Raw genomic sequence first — 16,054 nt, 5'->3', positions numbered from 1 at the left:
TTTAGGGAACCCCCGTTTCGTTTCCGTCCGCTTCGAGGAGTACCGCTTCGAGGACGCTTCCCGTTCCGCGCCTGACACGCTCCGACACCGATTGCTGTGTGACGCCGATTTCGTCGGCGAGTTCGGTCAGCGTCACTCCCCGTGGTACCTCGAAATAACCTTTTTCGAGCGCCAACACGAGTGTCTCGCGTTGTTCCGGTGTCAGTCCGAACTCCTCTCGCTCCACCCCGATATCGGTCGCGACTCTGTCTAGCGTGTAGCGGATGTCGTGGCCTACGCAGTAGTCGTGGAACTCGGACAGTGCGCCGTGATTGGAAAATCGAAGTCGAAACCGCCAGAGTCGGTCGCCCGTGGCTTCGAGGATGGTCGCACCGACCGCCGCGATTCCGTGAATAAAACTCTCGACCTCCTCGCTCCACTCGACGCGGTAGAGAACGCGCCCTTTCACTCTATCCAACGCGATGAGGTTCTGCACGTTGGGGTTTCCGCGCACGTCCGCCTCGAACGTCTCGAAGTCCGATCCGATAGCCCAGAAGAAGGGAAGGACCTGTCGGGAGGACGGGACGACACGCTCCAGTTCGATATGAACATCGGCGTCGGTGCGGAGGGCAGTTCCGAGAACGAACTCGTCACCGGAGATCGACAGGTCAGCCGTGACGCTCATACCGGAGAAACGTCACGGACGGATATAGCGTTACGCGACGTCCTCGATGGCGTCGAGGAGGAGGTTGACGCCGAGGTCGATTTCGCGCTCGGTCGCGTCGAGCGGCGGAAGGAGACGGAGCGTCTTGTAGCCACAGCCGAGCGTGAGGAGTCCGCGCGAGAGTGCGGCGTCCACGACGGCCTCGCGTCGGTCTTTCGTATCGAACTCGACGGCGAGCATCAGACCGCGGCCGCGAACGTCCACGAGCGCCTCCGGCGAGGCGTCGTCGATGAGTTCACGCGCCTGTCGGCCGCGCTCCTCGGCGTTCGAGAGGAGGTCGTGTTCGTGAATCGCGTCGATGGTCAGTACGCCTTGGAGCGACGAGAGCACGTCGCCAGCACCCCACGTCGAGGAGAGTCGGCCCTTCTCCTCGGGGAACACGTCCGAGCGCGAAATGGTCGCGCCGACGCGGAGTGCTTTCGCGCTGGTGATGACGTCGGGTTGCAGGTCGAGGTGGTCCACCGCCCACATCTCGCCCGTCCGACCCATGCCGGACTGGATTTCGTCGGCGATGACCGTGACGTCGTAGGTGTCCTGAATCTCGGCGATGTCTCGGATGAACTCGTCGTTCGGGACGCGGTACCCACCTTCTCCCTGCACGGGTTCGAGGATGATGTAGGAGACCTCCTCGGGGTCGATGACGCCTTGGTTGGGGTCGAGTTTGTCGGCGATGACGTTGCCACCCGGACCGTTCGTCTTCCAGCCGCAGTTGCACTCGCCCTCACAGGAACAGTAGGGGACGCTCACGATGCCCGGAATCTCGGGATACCCCTTTCGATGGGCGACCTTCGAGCGGTTGAGCGAGAGCGCGCCGAGCGTCCGCCCGTGGAACGCACCGTCGAAGTTGAACGCGCGGTGGCCGCCGCGGTTGTAGCTGATTTTGATGGCGTTCTCGATGGCTTCCGCACCGGAGTTCGACAGGAAGACCGTGTCCATGTCGTAGTGGCTCGTCACGTCCACGAGTCGTTCCATCAGCTGCGTCGGGCCGGGGAATTCGGGGTCCTCGGGGGGCCATCCGCCCGCCGCGTAGAAGTCCTGTCCGGCGATTTTCGTCGGGTCGGGGAGTGGGAACTCGTCGAGTTTGTCCTTGATTTTGGGGTTGTTGTATCCTAACGGTGCGGCGGCAACGTGGCTGGTGAAATCGAGGAGGACGTTTCCGTCGACGTCGGTACAAAACGGACCTTCCGCGTCCTCGGTGAGGTCCCACACGAAATCGTATACATAGGTCGTCGGGGCGGCAAACCGGTGGTGATAGTCAGTCCACTCTCGTGCTTTTTGGCCCGGCATCTCCCGAACCTGTGGCTCGGCCGTTTCTCGGTCCATGTAGCGGGTACGGATAGGCCCGTTTTAAAAAGTTCGTTATATTACCTCATATCACGGCGAAGATTGCGGTAATTCCCGACCCGGCGAGCAGGACCGTACTCCAGACCGCGATTCGGTAGGCGAACTTCCTGTTCGGAGCGGAAATCGTCAGCGCCGCCTTGACGAGGATGCTCGATGCCGTCGCGAGGAGGATACCGAAGACGGCCGTCTGTTGGCTCACGTTGCCGCCGCTGTAGAGCGTCACCGCGGACGCCGTCACGCCCGCGCTCGAAACGAGGCCCGACAGGAGCGCTGTGAGGTAAAAGCCCGTCTGGCCGAACTGACTCTTCGCCACCGCGCCGCCAACCACGACGAGGAGGAAGATGGCGCCGAACCCGAGGGCGTTTTGGAGCGAGAACGGGCTTTCGAGGTCGATGTCCATCTGCTGGGACCAGTCGGCCGAGTAGGCCGCGATGGCGACGCTCCCGACGATGATAGTTCCGAGCGGGACGATGGCCCCGTAGAGCGTCTTGTCCGGATTGCCGACGGTGAACGCCAACGCGATGACGAGGTTTCTGAGCGCCATCGCGGCGTCGGCGAGGAGGATGGCGGCCACGCCGTAACTCGCGGCCTCGGGTTCCTGGCGAACGTGGTCGAGCATGGTCCCGACCACGGCAGTCGAGGAGGCCAACCCGCCGAAAAAGCCAGTGACAGCGATTCCACGCCCGCCGTACGTCTCGACGACGGCGTAGTTCGCGATGCCGATAGCGGCGACGGTCACGACCATCAGCCAGATGAGTCGAGGGCTCAACGTGACGCCGCTGAACGCGACTTCGCCACGCGGCAGGAGCGGATAGATGACGAACGCGAGAATGGCGAACTCCCCGGCGGAGCGCAACTCCTCGCGGGACAGTCCCCACGCGAACGAGTGCAGTTCGCGCTTCAACACGAGAAGGAGCGACGAGACGACGGCGACGGTGACGCCGACGAGAATGTAGCCCTCCGCGACCAGCACGCCGACGCCGAACGTCACGAGCATCGAGACGGACGTGGTGAGCGAGAGACCGGTATCCTCGTCGTCGTCCATCAGGCCCTGCACCGCGAGCAAAATTCCTTGGACGATGACCAGTAGGCCGCCCAACGCGAGCAACACGTCCTTGTCGATGATGGTGAACGCCGCACCGAGCAGGCTGATGAGCGTGAACGTTCGAATTCCGGCGGATTTCTGGGACCACTCACGCTCCAATCCGAGGAAGAGACCGAGGGCTCCGGCGAGCGCTATACGGACGACATCGCTTTCCAACGTGGCCGACGCGAGGAGGGTATCTACTCCGGGCACTCCACGTACTACGCCGGTAGTCGGTTAAAAGGGTTGTTGCTATCTGTCTGCTGGGCGCGAAATCTTTAAGCCCAGCCCGCAAACTTCTGTTGTATGGTCTCCGGATTGAACATTGACAAATCACGGGCGGCGTGGTGGGCCGGTGGCGGGGTGCTCGGCCTCGCGGCGCTGTTCGTCATCTACTCGTTCATCGGGACGTTCGTCTTCGGTCTGTTTCTCTACTATGCGACGCGGCCGGTCTACCGCCGACTTCGGCGGCAGATTCGTCCGCGAAGCCTCGCCGCCGTCGTCGCGTTACTCGTACTCGCTCTCCCGGCAATTTTGCTCGTCTCGTACACGCTTCTCATCGCGTTTCACGAACTCACGACGGTCGCACAGACGGCCAACATCGGCAGCCTTCCGCAGCCGATACAACAGTACGGTGATTTCTCCAAACTCGTCCAGAACCCTGAACAACTCCTCGAAAACGGGGTCAACACGAAGCTCATCGAACAGGCGTTCGGTTCGACGTTCAAGTACCTCGCCTTCGTCGGTAACGGAGCCCTCCACCTGTTCGTGATGATCGCCATCGCATTCTACCTCCTCCGCGACGACCACAAACTCTCGCGGTGGTTTCACCGGACGTTCGCCGACAGTGGCGGCGTCCTCGAAGCCTACGTCCACCACGTCGATTCGGACTTCAACAGCATCTTCTTCGGCAACATCCTCAACGCGTTCATGACTGGGACCATCGGGGCCATCTCCTACAACCTCCTCGACATGATCGCCCCACCCGGATTGGGGATTCCGTATCCGACCGTCATCGGACTGCTGACGGGCGTCGCCAGTCTGATTCCCGTGGTCGGGATGAAACTCGTCTACTTCCCCGTGACCGGCGTCATCGGCGCGGAAGCCTTGATGGCCCGTGACCCCGGCGTACTCTGGTTCCCTGCGGTGTTCGCGCTCGTTTCGCTCGTCATCGTGGACACCATCCCGGACCTCATTCTACGGCCGTACGTTTCCGGGCGCAACCTCCACGTCGGTATGGTCATGCTCGCGTACATCTTCGGCCCCCTGTTGTTCGGATGGTACGGCATCTTCCTCGGTCCGATGATACTCGTCCTCGTCGTCCACTTCGTGAAAATCGTGCTGCCGGAACTCATCACCGGGAACCCCATCGAACCCTGGGCGGTGGACCCGACGTACCTACGGAACGGAGCGGAGTATCCACAACCGCCGCACGACCCGGCGGAATCGGCGGAATCGGTCGATGCCGACTCGCCGGTACCGGACGAGGAGATGACCGTTCAGTCCCCGACGCCGAACGACGGCGACGACGCCGACTGACGACGCGCTCAGTCGATGAACCGTGCTTCCCACGCACGACGCTCCTCGATGTGTTTTTTACCGTGCACGGTCAGCGTGTAGTAGTTCGTCCGCCTGTCACGCTTGCCCTTCTCCACGAGGCCCTCATCGACGAGTGCATCGAGGTTCGGGTAGAGTCGCCCGTGATGTACTTCCGTGTCGTAATAGTTTTCGAGGTCCTCTTGAATCGCAAGTCCGTGCGGTTCGCCGTGCCCAGCGATGACGTACAGTATGTCCCGCTGAAATCCAGTCAACTCGTGCATGGTTAATATTGTTGATGTGTCTGGTTGCAATAAGGATGGTGGTTCCGACAGTCATCTAGTCTCCGCGGTGCCTCGTACTTATCACCGTCCGCGCCGTTCCTAGTACCATGCCCGAAGAAGTCCTGTTCGAAACCGAAGAAACCCGAAGCCGAAACGACATCGCCAACTACCTCCGTGCCGTCGCCGACAAACTCGACGAAGGGGAGCCGATAACACTGAATGCTGGGAGTCAGTCGGTGACGCTCGACCCGCCGAGCCGTCCGTCGTTCGAAGTGAAGGCGGAGCGCGAGAGTTCATCGTCCGGTCGAAACGAACTCAGCGTCGAGTTCGAACTCGAATGGAAGGAAGGCCAGGACGACACGGACGGTACGCTCGAAATCGAATAACTCGAAATCCGCCGTGTTCGTGCGGTTCGTAGCTCGTCAGCACCGTCGGCAACACCCGTTCAGTCCTCCCGCCGCGCTGGTGAACTCGAAAAACGTTTTCCGCTTTCTACGAGGAATCACGGAGCAGTCCTCACTCGTATCAAATTCCATTTCATTCAACAATAATTGATATCAGGTAGAGAAAAAATCTTATCCCTTTTCTTTTCTCATGTTTTGGAGCATGCGAAAGGATACCACAAACGGTTCATCGCGGCGAGAGTTCATGCAACAGTCGGGTGGAATAGCGCTGACGGCGGCGCTCGCTAGCTATCTCGGCGAATCGACCATCGCGACCGCGCAGACGACGCCCAGCGACCGAGTGACGGACCTCGTCGACGAAATGACGCTCGAAGAGAAGGTTGGCCAGATGACACAGATGGCCGCGAGCGAGGTTTCGGACGAGAATCCGGCCGAAGCGCTCCGGAAGTACAAGCCGGGGTCACTGATGTACCTCCCATCGTTCGACCCCGAGGAGGTCGCACGCGCGAGCGACGTACGGCAGAAAGCGATGGTAGAGGATACCCGCCTCGGCGTCCCGTTCGTCTACGGTATCGATTCGGTCCACGGCAACAACAACATCGAGGGAGCGACCATCTTCCCGCACAACCACGGCGTCGGAGCGACGTGGGACGCGAACGCCGCCGAGGAGATGGCGTCGATAACGAGTCGAACGATGCGGGTCACGGGAACCCACTGGAACTTCTCGCCCGTCGCGGACCTCCAGCGTGACCCGCGTTGGGGTCGCTTTTACGAAGGGTTCAGCGAAGACCCGTATTTGGCGTCCCAGTTGATCGCCTCGAAAGTTCGCGGCTACGAGGAGAAGACGAACGGCTACAAGCGAACCGGAGCCAGCATCAAACACTTCGCGGGATACTCGGCACCGGAGAACGGGAACGACCGGACCTCCGCCCTGTTGCCGTACCGGACCTTCGTGAGTACTTTCCTCCCCTCGTACGCGGCGGGAATCACGGCGGGAGCGGAGACGGTAATGGTCAACAGCGGGTCGTTGAACGGCGTTCCCGCACACGCGTCGAAGGAACTCCTCACGGACATCCTCCGCGACCAACTCGGCTTCGAGGGGATGGTCGTCACCGACTGGCACGACTTCTACCGGATGATAAAGGTCCACGGGTTCGCCGAGGACCTGAAGGAGGCGACCCGACTGGGCATCAACGCCGGTATCGACATGTACATGGTCCCGGCGGCGGGCATCGAGGGCGACGACGCCGAGGGCTACCAGCAACGGCTCATCGAACTCGTGGACGAGGGAAGCGTCTCGATGGAACGCATCGACGACGCGGTGACGAACGTCCTCGCGTTCAAGGAGAACCTCGGGTTGTTCGAGGACCCCTACGCCGAGCCCTCGAAAGTCGAGTCGGCCGTCTCCGAGGGTCGTGACCTCGCACGGGACGTGGCGACGGAATCGATGACCCTACTCACCAACGACGGAACGCTTCCGCTCGGGTCCGACGCGGGGTCGATTCTCGTCACCGGACCGAGCGCCGACAGCGTGACGAACCAGATGGGTGGCTGGTCGCTCGGGTGGCAGGGCGTCGGCGACACGGAGCCACCGGCGACCACGGTTCTCGACGGCATTTCCGAGGCAGCACCCGGGTCCACGTCCGTCACGCACGTTCCGACCGACCTCCACGAGTTCTCGAACGAGGAGGCGGTCCGCGACGCAGCGGAGTGCGCCGACGTGGTCGTGGCAGTCCTCGGCGAGGGGCCGTACGCGGAGGAGCAGGGCGACACCGACACGCTCGCCCTTCCGGACGCACAACGGCGCCTCGTGAAGACGGTGGCGGAGACGGACACCCCGACGGTGGGCGTCATCATGGCCGGGCGTCCGCGCGGAACGTCGGTGTTCGACCACCTCTCGGCGTCACTGATGGCTTACCTTCCGGGAACCGCGGCGGGGCCAGCGGTCGCCGCGACCCTGTTCGGCGACGCCAACCCGAGCGGCCGGTTGCCGTTCACGTGGCCGACGGGAACGGGACAACTCCCCAACGTCCACAACAACTTCCCGCCGGACGAGTTCAACGCGGAGGGCAACACCGACCCGCCACAATCACACGAGACGCCGCTGTTCCCGTTCGGACACGGGATGAGTTACACCGAGTTCGAGTACACCGACCTCGAAATCAGCCCGACGGAACTAGCACAGGAGGCGGCGACGGACGACATCACCGTTTCCGTCACGGTAAAGAATACGGGCGACAGGGCGGGCGAAACGGTCGTCCCGGTCTACGGCGGTCGCGAACACGGCGAGGTCATGTACCCGCAGGAAGTCGTCGTCGGTTTCGAGCGTGTTTCCCTCGACGCTGGCGAGACGGCCCGCGTCGACGTTCGCTCGACGGTACTCCCGCTCGCCAACGTCCTCGGCGACGTGTTCTCCCGCGGCGAACTGGTCGTCGACACGGGCGACTACTGGCTTTCAGTCGGTGACATGACCGAAACGCTCTCGGTCGTCTGACCGAGCGGTTCGGCGTTCAGCAGTAGCTCCCCTCGTTCTCAGTCTTTTCCCAGTTCGTCCGACACGTCCGTCGATAGCGATGTCTCCCGTGGATTGAGGTGTATGGAATGTGATAGAAACTGCGCTCGGTCGTTATCTGTACGGAAAGCGATCGCTCACGGATTTGTTTTCGAAAGGAAAGCGGAACACGCGGGGGCGAAAAGACCCCGCGTACCGCTTGCCGCCCTGAATTGGTCCCCGCTGACGCTTCGGCCCTCCAAAGCGAAGCGTCAACTGCAACAATACGGTGTAATGACTTAAAGGTAACGATTTCGATAACTGTCGTTGACTGGCTGAAAAAAAGTTAGATATACTCCTCTTCCAGCGTCCACCCCAACGCCCTCTTGTAATGCGTGAACATTTCACGGATTCCCTGATGGTTCATTTCGTCGCTTTCGAGCTGTTCTTTGAGGAACTCGTACTGCTCGCGTATCTCCTCTTCGTCGCGCATATCGTAACGGTTCGTGATTCTGTGGGTTATGTATGTCGGCGTGAGAAGCGGACATGAGTTGAATCCCTATCGGTCGTCCGAATTCGTCCCGTTATTTTCGGTCGAGGCGGGACAGGCCGTGCCAGAGCGCATCGACCATCCGTTCCTCGCCGTCCCCGTCGGCGTCGTCCCAGCCGCGAGCGAGGGCGTCCTCCAGCACGGGAATCGAGTGGTTCTCGAAGTTGTTCATGCCGCGGAAGTCTTCGAGTGCGCCGCGTTCGTCCTCGCCGAACGTCGCTGACGGCGTACCGTCGAACAGCCCGAGTTCGACCAGCGTTTCGGACACTCGCTCCGCAGTGTCGCCGGTCAACTCCCGCGTTTCGCCGGGTTCCTCGCGTTCCAGCAGGGTCACGTCGTAGATTTTGAAGACTCGTTCCAGTTCGTCGATCGGTTTCTCGTGGTCGTCGACACGAACGTCCACCCAGCGGTCGTTTCGTCCCTCGTACCCGCCTTCCGGTTTGGCGATGTACAGCGCGGCGCTCTGTTCGCCGCGTTTGTCGCCACCGGCGTCGTTGCCCGCGTGAAGCGAAGCGACGAGTCGTTCCGGCAGACCGCCTTCGGTTTCCTCGAAAGTCTCCGCCATCGCTTCGAGCGTTTCGCGGTTTTCGAGGATGTTTCCTTGGACCGTGTAGTGGTCGCCTTGGATGTCACCCGCGTAGTCGAAACAATCCGCCCCGGTGAACGCCGCGATGGTTTCGCCCTCGTCCGTCCCGTCGGCGATACCTTGGTCGCGCATGGCGACCGGCGATTTCACGACGCCGACTTGCCGCGATTCGAACTCGGGGTCCGCGCCGGTGAGTTCCATCACGACTTCCTTCGCGGACTTCCCCCGTCGGAGGAGATCGTGTCCGTCCGGACCGTACGCGACGTTGGCGAAGCTCTGCGTGGCGATTGCACCCGCATCCGCGCTGACGAACGGGACGACGCTCCCGACGCTGATGAACTTCGATTGGACGGCGACGCCGACGGCGTCCTGTTCGGGGTCGCGTGCGACGATGGAGAACGTGGATGGTCGCGGCGTTGCTGGTCGTGTCATACGCGGGACGAGGCAGTCCACCGCGAAAAGCGTTCACCACTCGGTAACTCTCAATTTTCGATTCCGCTCCCCTCCGTAGAACCCGCCGTTCCGTCGCCCGCTTTCCGCGCCGTGAGCGGTTGGCGCGAGACGAGTTCGCAGTCGAAGTCGGGATGTTCCGCGAGGTGATGGACGAGTATGTGCCGCCGCCCGCCGGTCAATCCGCGTTCGCCCACCTCCTCCGCGGTGAACGTCCCCGGAAGTCGTTCGTACAGGTCCACCAGCGCGTCGAACCGCTCGAACACCTTTCGGTGCCCGGTGGAGTCGGCACCGCGGCGCGAGACGACGTAACTCCCGTCGTCCCTGTACTCACCCGCCGTGCGGAAGAACTCGCGGCGTTCGGTCAGTGCTCGTCCCAGCGCTTCGCGCAACCGGTCTGCCTCGCGTCTAGTCAGGTCGTACGTTTCGCCGGAAACGGTCAGCGACACGCCATCGTCCGTGTTCTCGGCGGAAACAGGCGTCTCCTCGGTCGCGAGCGAGTCGTTCGACCCGTCCGAATACTCCGCAGAATCAGCAGTGCGACACGTGGCCGAGAATTTCTCGACCAGTCGCCACGAGGCGACTTACTCTATCCTCCGAGCGTGTTTCACTCGACATAGTGTCTTCAGGTAGTCCGTGACCGCTGATAAATCTACGGGACGGTTGGTGCATGTCCGTGGCGCTACCGAGTACGCCCATCGCGCGTGAGAGTTTTCACCCCGGAACCGCAATCGTGAGACATGAAAGTCCGCGGAACCCGCGAGTGCAAGAACTGTGGGACCCAGTGGTCGTACTACGAGACGGGGAGCGTTACCTGCCCGAACTGCGAGAGCATGCAGAGCGTCGGCTTGGACGAGGACCGGATGCAACACACCGACAGTCCGGCGACGCTCGAATTGGCCGACGTGCGCGACGCACTCGACAGGGAACCCGTCCGCGAAGTCGCGACGAGCGCGGCGGACGAGGCGGGCGAGTACCGCAGAAAACGCGGGTTCATCAGCGGCGGCGAACTCCTCCCGCTGGACGACACGTATCTCGCGGCGGGCGAACTTCGACACGCCGGGGAACTGTTCAGTCGCTCGATGCGGATGACGGACGACGAGGAGATATACTTCTTCTCGCTCCTCCGTGGGGCCGACGAGGGCGAACGGCCCGACGCCCGTGACCTCCCCGAGTCGATTTACGAGATTCGGGGATTGGCCGACGCGGAGTCGCTCAAGGAGTACCATCGCGAGATGGGCGAGTGGGCGAGGGAACACGACGTGGACCGGGAGGGGAAAAACACGCTCGAAACCCTCGGTGAACACGTCCGTCGCGCTCAGGCGCTCGAAGGCGGTATCGACATCGACAGCGCCGAAGCCCTCGTATCCGCTGCACGCGATTTGGCGCGGTACTTCAACGAAGAGGATTTGGACGCCCTCGCGAGCAGTCGGGACACGCTCTCGCGGTTGGCGTAGTCGCGGTCGTAGACGGTTTGGCGACTACGGCAGTTCGACCTCGATGCCCTCCTGTTCTCCGGCGGCCTTCACCGTGTTGTAGAGCAACATCGCTCGGGTCATCGGGCCGACACCGCCCGGAACGGGCGTAATCGCACTTGCCTTCGCCTTCGCGCTGTCGAAGTCCACGTCGCCGACGAGTTCGTAGCCCTTCTCGTTATCCGCGTCCACGCGGTTGACGCCCACGTCGATGACTGTCACGCCGTCCGAGAGCATCGATTCGTCGATGAGTTCGGGGACGCCGCAGGCCGCGACGACGACGTCCGCATCGCGGGTCTTCGCGGCGAGGTCGGCGGTGCGCGAGTGACACACCGTCACCGTCGCGTTGCCGCCCTCGGCTTTCTGAATGAGGAGGTTCGCCAGCGGTTTGCCGACGATGTTCGACCGGCCGACGATGACGACGTCCTTCCCCTCCGGGTCGACGTCCGCCGATTCGAGGAGCTTCTGGACCCCGTGTGGCGTGCAGGGTTTGAATCGCGGGTGTCCCGCGACGAGCATCCCGACGTTCTCCGGGTGGAAGCCGTCAGCGTCCTTTTTCGGGTCGATGGCGCGGAGGACCTGCCGAGAATCCACGTGGTCGGGGACCGGCATCTGGACGAGAATGCCGTGTACTTCGGGGTCCTCGTTCAGGTCGTCGATGGTGTCGTACAGTTCCTCGGCGGGAGCGTCGGGGTCGATTTCGATATGAATTCCGTTGATGCCGACCTCTTCGCAGTCGCGCTGTTTCATCGACACGTACGTCTCGCTCGCGGGGTCGTCGCTCATGAGGACCGTCGCCAATCCCGGCGTCACGCCCTCGTCTTTCAGCGTCTGGATGCTCTCGCTGAGGTCCGTTCGAATACCCTCCGCCACCGCACGTCCGTCGATGATGTCCGTCATTACCGAAGAATGTGACTCGAAGCCCCTTAAACATCCGGGTTCGTGCGTATTTCGGGTATTTAAAATCCGAATGTATGCACGAATATGACCATTCACAGTCAGCAATAGTGCAACTCCACGTCGTCGTTCACGGGTGTCACCGACTCGATTGAATCCTATCGACTTGTTCGCGCGGGTGGAACTGGTTCGCCGATTCGGTCTGGATTCGAATCCACCCCGGGTAGATGGCGACGGTCACGTCCGCGAGGGATGTTCCGTCGGTAAACACGATGTCGGCACGCTTGAATCCCGCTAGCTGTTCCGGCATGGTAGTGACTCACGGCGTGCCGAATTAGGTGTGTCGTCTCGGAGAGAAAGAAATCGGAGACCGGCCTACTCGTAGAGCGGGTTCTCGTCGCAGAGGGCCTGCACTTCCTCCGCGACTTCGGCCTTCACGTCTTCGTCTCCTATATGATTGATCGTGCGCGCGATGAGTTCGCCGACGCGTTCGATGTCGTCGGCGTCGAACCCGCGGGTCGTCAGCGCGGGCGTCCCGGCGCGGATGCCGCTGGCGACGAACGGCGAACGAGTTTCGCCCGGAACGGTGTTGGCGTTGAGGACGATTCCCACGTCTTCCAGCGCCTCTTCGGCGTCTTTACCCGTCACGTCCTCGTGGGATTCGCGCAGGTCGACGAGTACGAGGTGGGTGTCCGTCCCGCCGGAGACGAGACCGAAACCGTGGTCCTGGAACGTCTCCGCGAGGACCTTCGCGTTCTCGACTGTTTGGGCGGCGTACTCCTCGAACTCGGGTTCGAGTGCCTCCTTGAATCCGACCGCTTTGCCCGCGATGTTGTGCATGAGGGGACCGCCCTGCATGCCGGGAATGATGGCCGAATCGACGGCGTCGGCGTACTCCTCGTCGCACATGATGATGCCGCCGCGGCCCGAGCGGATGGTCTTGTGCGTCGAACCGGTGACGAAGTCAGCAATACCGACCGGCGAAGGGTGCTCGCCCGTCGCCACGAGGCCCGTGATGTGGGCGATGTCGGCGAGGTGGTACGCGTCCGCCGCGTCGGCGGCCTCCTGAATCCGCTCCCACTCGACCTGCCGTGGGTAGGCGGAGTACCCGGAAACGATGATGTCGGGGTCGAACTCCTCCGCGTGGGCGTATATCTCGTCGTAGTCGAGATAGCCGGTTTCGGGGTCAACCTTGTACTGTTCGACCTCGTAGAGCTTTCCTGCGAAGTTCACCTTGTGTCCGTGGCTGAGGTGGCCACCGTGGGTCAGGTCCAACGAGAGGATTTTGTCGCCCGGTTCGAGAACGGCGAGGTAGACGCCCATGTTCGCTTGGGACCCGCTGTGCGGTTGGACGTTGACGTACTCTGCCCCCCACAGTTCCTTCGCGCGCTCGATGGCGAGGCTTTCGACCGTATCGATGTGCTCACAGCCGCCGTAGTACCGCTCGCCGGGATAGCCTTCCGCGTACTTGTTCGTCAGTGTGCTTCCCTGCGCTTCGAGCACCGCTTCGCTGACGAAGTTCTCGCTGGCTATCATCTCCAACGTGTCGCGTTCGCGTTCGACTTCCGCCTCGAGCGCGTCGGCGACGTCCGGGTCGACCGCCCGGATGGTATCGTACTCCATGTGAAACACCCGGACACCACGGCGTATAAGTTTACCTTTCGTACAACACGGATACGTCCCCGACAGAAATATAAACTAACAGTGAGATAACGATTCTATTACCGTATGATAGAATGGGAGGAGACGGGATCCGGGGTTCGTGCGTTCGACCGGACGAAAACCGGGGTTACCGTACGTGCGCCCGATTGGGAGACGGGGGCGGGGGCGGAAGCCATCAACCGCCCAATCGACGAATCCGTCTCGGGCCGTGCCTCGAAATTGTCCCTCCCGCCAAGCCTCGTAAGCGTCACTGAAGTCGAAACGGGTGCCCGCTACGAACACGGTAACGACACCGAACCCCTCGAACTGTCCGACGGCCAATATCTGGCGAACATCCATGGAAACATCAAGACGTATCTCCGTTTTTCCGGGCCAGCGACCATTCGGAAGACCGACGACTTCGGCTCGTTAATCATCGATTTCCCACGAAAAATCCCGGTTACGCTCGGCTTTCGAAGCCATCACAAGATTCCCGTGGATACGATAACCGTCCCACCGACGACCGAGGGCGTGGCGACGGCCATCTCCTACGCTTCCTCCTCGCACAAGACGACCGGTCCGGACCGGTCGTATCCGACCCTCCGCGGCCATCCGCCGCGATTCGAGGTGGGAACGGAGTTGAACATCCCGGAGCCGGTACGACGGCAGAAAAAGAACTCCGGAATCGAGATGTGGGTTCCCGACGACCTGGAGACGCTGTTCGTCACCGCGCCGCTCGCGTACTATCTACAGGCGGACGTTCACGTGGAGGAGCGTGACGCCCCCCTGCTCGTCGTCCCCGAAGCCAACTTCACGTACGATTTCAACCCGCTCCCGTCCTATCAAACGGAGGTCGCGGCCATGTTGCGGCGAGTGTTCTTTTTGGACTGTCTCGTTCGAAACGCCGGACCACACAGTTGGGACCTCGCGGAGTTGTCCCTGTTGGACAATCTCGATATCGACCCGGAAACGACCTACGACGCGACTCCCGGCCAGCAGTTCGTCGAGTACGACCTCCTCGACTTCGAGCGTATCGACGAGAAACTCCCCGAGTGGCATCTGTCGATGTACGTCGAGCCGACGGTGGACAACGTGTCGGCGCTCCCATACCTCCTCTCGAACCTGAGTGCCATCTACCTCCCGGAATCGACCGCGCTCGAACAGAACGAACTCCTCGACGTATCGCTCGGCGATTTCTACCGCGACGACCCGCAGGCACCGGTATCGCAGGAATTGGCCGAGAGGGATTCGTCTCGAGCGACGGAGAACGTCTCCTCCATCGAGCGGGTGAAACCGGTGTTGCAGAAGGGACAAGTTCACGGCTGGCTGGCAGAGGGCGTCCCCATCGACGTCTTCAAAGCGGACCTGAGCGCCTACGAAAACCGGTCGAAGTACTTCGACCGGTCGAGCGGCGACATCTCGGTGACGTTGATACTGAACGACGAACTGATGGGCGACGAACACGAGGACGTCGCGGAGATATACTTGGAGCGGTCGGAGGACCTCCCTATCGACGTTACGGTTCGCCAGCACCTTTCACGGAGCGAACTCGCCGAGACGCTCGAACAACCCTGTGATTTCATCCATTACATCGGTCACTGTGAGGACTCGGGACTGCGCTGTACGGACGGCCACCTCTCGGTGTCGAGTATCGATGAGAGCAACGCTCAGACCTTCTTCTTGAACGCCTGCGGTTCCTACCAGCAAGGCATGGAGTTGGTCAAGAAGGGAAGCGTGGCGGGTGCAGTGACGTTCAACAAGGTCCTGAACAAGCAGGCCGGGAAGGTCGGCGTCTCGTTCGCGCAGTTGGTGATAAACGGGTTCAGCATTCAGCGGGCGTTACAACTCGCGCGTCGGCGGATCATGATGAACAAGGATTACGCCGTCGTCGGCGACGGAACACATCAATTGACGCAGTGTGACAACACGTTCCCGACCGTCGGGAATCTCACCGCCGTTTGCGATTCCGAATTCGAACTGTCCTTCAGACTCATGATGGAACAGTATCCGGGGAGCAATTTCCAGCCCTATATAAAGGATGTAAACAAGCTATATCTCAGCGGGAGCGTCCCGACGTTCAGACTAGACCGTTCGGAACTGACATCGCTCCTCACGCGGGCGAAAATGCCGATAATATACAATGGTGAACTGTACTGGTCGACAGAATTGGAGTCGCTGCTGTAACTACGGTCCGTGGGTTCCCGCGCCGACTTCCATCGGCGAGACTCCCCAATCCGCAAGGATAACGGTCGCGAACATGAGACCGAACGCCGCGTTTATCGTCCATGGGTGATTCATCAACCACTGCCGGATTTTACCTCGCATGATGCATGTTGATACATCACATCCTCTCTTCATTCTTTCGGACTGTTCACGCAATATGGAATTGGTAATTAGCAATTACTCGGTGGAATTATGGGATTATCGTCGTTCAGCAACGCTTGACCATCGGAAAATATTGCGATATTGCGACTTCTGAACACTCTCGCGGCCATACACTAAAATCCAATTTTATTGAAGAGATTTGGGCAATCAGGGTGGTATTATACAAAATTGCCGGTTGTAATTACGACGTTGACTAATTGTTCATGCTACATAACCTATGATTT

At 61.1% G+C, this 16,054-nt stretch carries 16 protein-coding genes; 5 read left to right on the top strand and 11 right to left on the bottom strand.

Annotated features, from left to right (window positions below; all coding sequences use genetic code 11):
• Position 1: 1 nt before the first annotated feature.
• Genes AC1XDK_RS01120 through AC1XDK_RS01110 form a run of 3 tightly spaced genes read right to left on the bottom strand, consistent with a single transcriptional unit; the run spans position 2 to position 3,344 of the window.
• Positions 2-664 carry a helix-turn-helix domain-containing protein gene (locus AC1XDK_RS01120; protein WP_483347937.1) on the bottom strand — a complete coding sequence of 221 codons (663 nt, stop codon included), beginning with the start codon at positions 662-664 and terminating at the stop codon, positions 2-4.
• Positions 665-694: 30 nt separating this feature from the next.
• On the bottom strand, positions 695-2,026 hold the full coding sequence (locus tag AC1XDK_RS01115; protein WP_483347936.1) for an aminotransferase class III-fold pyridoxal phosphate-dependent enzyme: 1,332 nt from the start codon (positions 2,024-2,026) through the stop codon (positions 695-697).
• A gap of 46 nt (positions 2,027-2,072) precedes the next feature.
• Positions 2,073-3,344 carry an MgtC/SapB family protein gene (locus tag AC1XDK_RS01110; protein WP_483347935.1) on the bottom strand — a complete coding sequence of 424 codons (1,272 nt, stop codon included), beginning with the start codon at positions 3,342-3,344 and terminating at the stop codon, positions 2,073-2,075.
• A 93-nt stretch (positions 3,345-3,437) separates the two neighbouring features.
• On the opposite strand from AC1XDK_RS01110, the gene AC1XDK_RS01105 reads away from it, so the two are divergent.
• Positions 3,438-4,670, top strand: a complete 1,233-nt coding sequence (locus AC1XDK_RS01105; protein WP_483347934.1) for an AI-2E family transporter — start codon at positions 3,438-3,440, stop codon at positions 4,668-4,670.
• An 8-nt stretch (positions 4,671-4,678) separates the two neighbouring features.
• On the opposite strand, the gene AC1XDK_RS01100 is transcribed toward AC1XDK_RS01105, so the two are convergent.
• The gene (locus AC1XDK_RS01100) at positions 4,679-4,951 is read right to left on the bottom strand and encodes a PadR family transcriptional regulator (RefSeq protein WP_483347933.1); all 273 of its coding nucleotides are present in this window, start codon (positions 4,949-4,951) and stop codon (positions 4,679-4,681) included.
• A gap of 107 nt (positions 4,952-5,058) precedes the next feature.
• On the opposite strand from AC1XDK_RS01100, the gene AC1XDK_RS01095 reads away from it, so the two are divergent.
• Together AC1XDK_RS01095 and AC1XDK_RS01090 are read left to right on the top strand one after the other, a co-directional pair.
• Positions 5,059-5,337, top strand: coding sequence for an amphi-Trp domain-containing protein (locus AC1XDK_RS01095; protein WP_483347932.1), 279 nt, complete (start codon positions 5,059-5,061; stop codon positions 5,335-5,337).
• Positions 5,338-5,557: 220 nt separating this feature from the next.
• Positions 5,558-7,849, top strand: coding sequence for a glycoside hydrolase family 3 N-terminal domain-containing protein (locus AC1XDK_RS01090; RefSeq protein ID WP_483347931.1), 2,292 nt, complete (start codon positions 5,558-5,560; stop codon positions 7,847-7,849).
• Between the two features lie 343 nt (positions 7,850-8,192).
• Here AC1XDK_RS01090 and AC1XDK_RS01085 read toward each other — a convergent pair whose 3' ends face one another.
• From AC1XDK_RS01085 to AC1XDK_RS01075, 3 genes are all read right to left on the bottom strand, one after another.
• On the bottom strand, positions 8,193-8,339 hold the full coding sequence (locus AC1XDK_RS01085; RefSeq protein ID WP_231182616.1) for a hypothetical protein: 147 nt from the start codon (positions 8,337-8,339) through the stop codon (positions 8,193-8,195).
• A 91-nt stretch (positions 8,340-8,430) separates the two neighbouring features.
• A complete protein-coding gene (locus tag AC1XDK_RS01080) occupies positions 8,431-9,414 on the bottom strand; it encodes a DUF1028 domain-containing protein (RefSeq protein ID WP_483347930.1) in 984 nt (327 codons plus the stop codon).
• A 50-nt stretch (positions 9,415-9,464) separates the two neighbouring features.
• On the bottom strand, positions 9,465-9,881 hold the full coding sequence (locus tag AC1XDK_RS01075) for a DUF7528 family protein (protein ID WP_483347929.1): 417 nt from the start codon (positions 9,879-9,881) through the stop codon (positions 9,465-9,467).
• A 291-nt stretch (positions 9,882-10,172) separates the two neighbouring features.
• On the opposite strand from AC1XDK_RS01075, the gene AC1XDK_RS01070 reads away from it, so the two are divergent.
• The gene (locus AC1XDK_RS01070; RefSeq protein WP_483347928.1) at positions 10,173-10,889 is read left to right on the top strand and encodes a DUF7117 family protein; all 717 of its coding nucleotides are present in this window, start codon (positions 10,173-10,175) and stop codon (positions 10,887-10,889) included.
• A 24-nt stretch (positions 10,890-10,913) separates the two neighbouring features.
• Here the strand turns inward: AC1XDK_RS01070 and AC1XDK_RS01065 are convergent, their stop codons facing one another.
• From AC1XDK_RS01065 to glyA, 3 genes are all read right to left on the bottom strand, one after another.
• Positions 10,914-11,807, bottom strand: a complete 894-nt coding sequence (locus tag AC1XDK_RS01065; RefSeq protein ID WP_483347927.1) for a bifunctional methylenetetrahydrofolate dehydrogenase/methenyltetrahydrofolate cyclohydrolase — start codon at positions 11,805-11,807, stop codon at positions 10,914-10,916.
• Positions 11,808-11,943: 136 nt separating this feature from the next.
• Positions 11,944-12,114 carry a hypothetical protein gene (locus AC1XDK_RS01060; protein ID WP_231182621.1) on the bottom strand — a complete coding sequence of 57 codons (171 nt, stop codon included), beginning with the start codon at positions 12,112-12,114 and terminating at the stop codon, positions 11,944-11,946.
• A 65-nt stretch (positions 12,115-12,179) separates the two neighbouring features.
• Positions 12,180-13,427 (bottom strand): serine hydroxymethyltransferase, encoded by a 1,248-nt coding sequence (glyA, locus tag AC1XDK_RS01055; RefSeq protein ID WP_483347926.1) that lies wholly within the window; start codon positions 13,425-13,427, stop codon positions 12,180-12,182.
• Positions 13,428-13,532: 105 nt separating this feature from the next.
• Here glyA and AC1XDK_RS01050 point away from each other — a divergent pair, with 105 nt between their 5' ends.
• Positions 13,533-15,629: a hypothetical protein gene (locus tag AC1XDK_RS01050; protein ID WP_483347925.1), complete on the top strand. Its 2,097-nt coding sequence runs from the start codon at positions 13,533-13,535 to the stop codon at positions 15,627-15,629.
• Here AC1XDK_RS01050 and AC1XDK_RS01045 read toward each other — a convergent pair whose 3' ends face one another.
• Positions 15,630-15,770, bottom strand: a complete 141-nt coding sequence (locus AC1XDK_RS01045; protein ID WP_483347924.1) for a hypothetical protein — start codon at positions 15,768-15,770, stop codon at positions 15,630-15,632.
• Positions 15,771-16,054 lie beyond the last annotated feature (284 nt).

It is taken from the genome of Haladaptatus sp. HS23 (assembly GCF_056892285.1).
The sequence above is the reverse complement of the archived record's forward strand: the minus strand, read 5'-3'. Positions and strand labels throughout refer to the sequence as shown.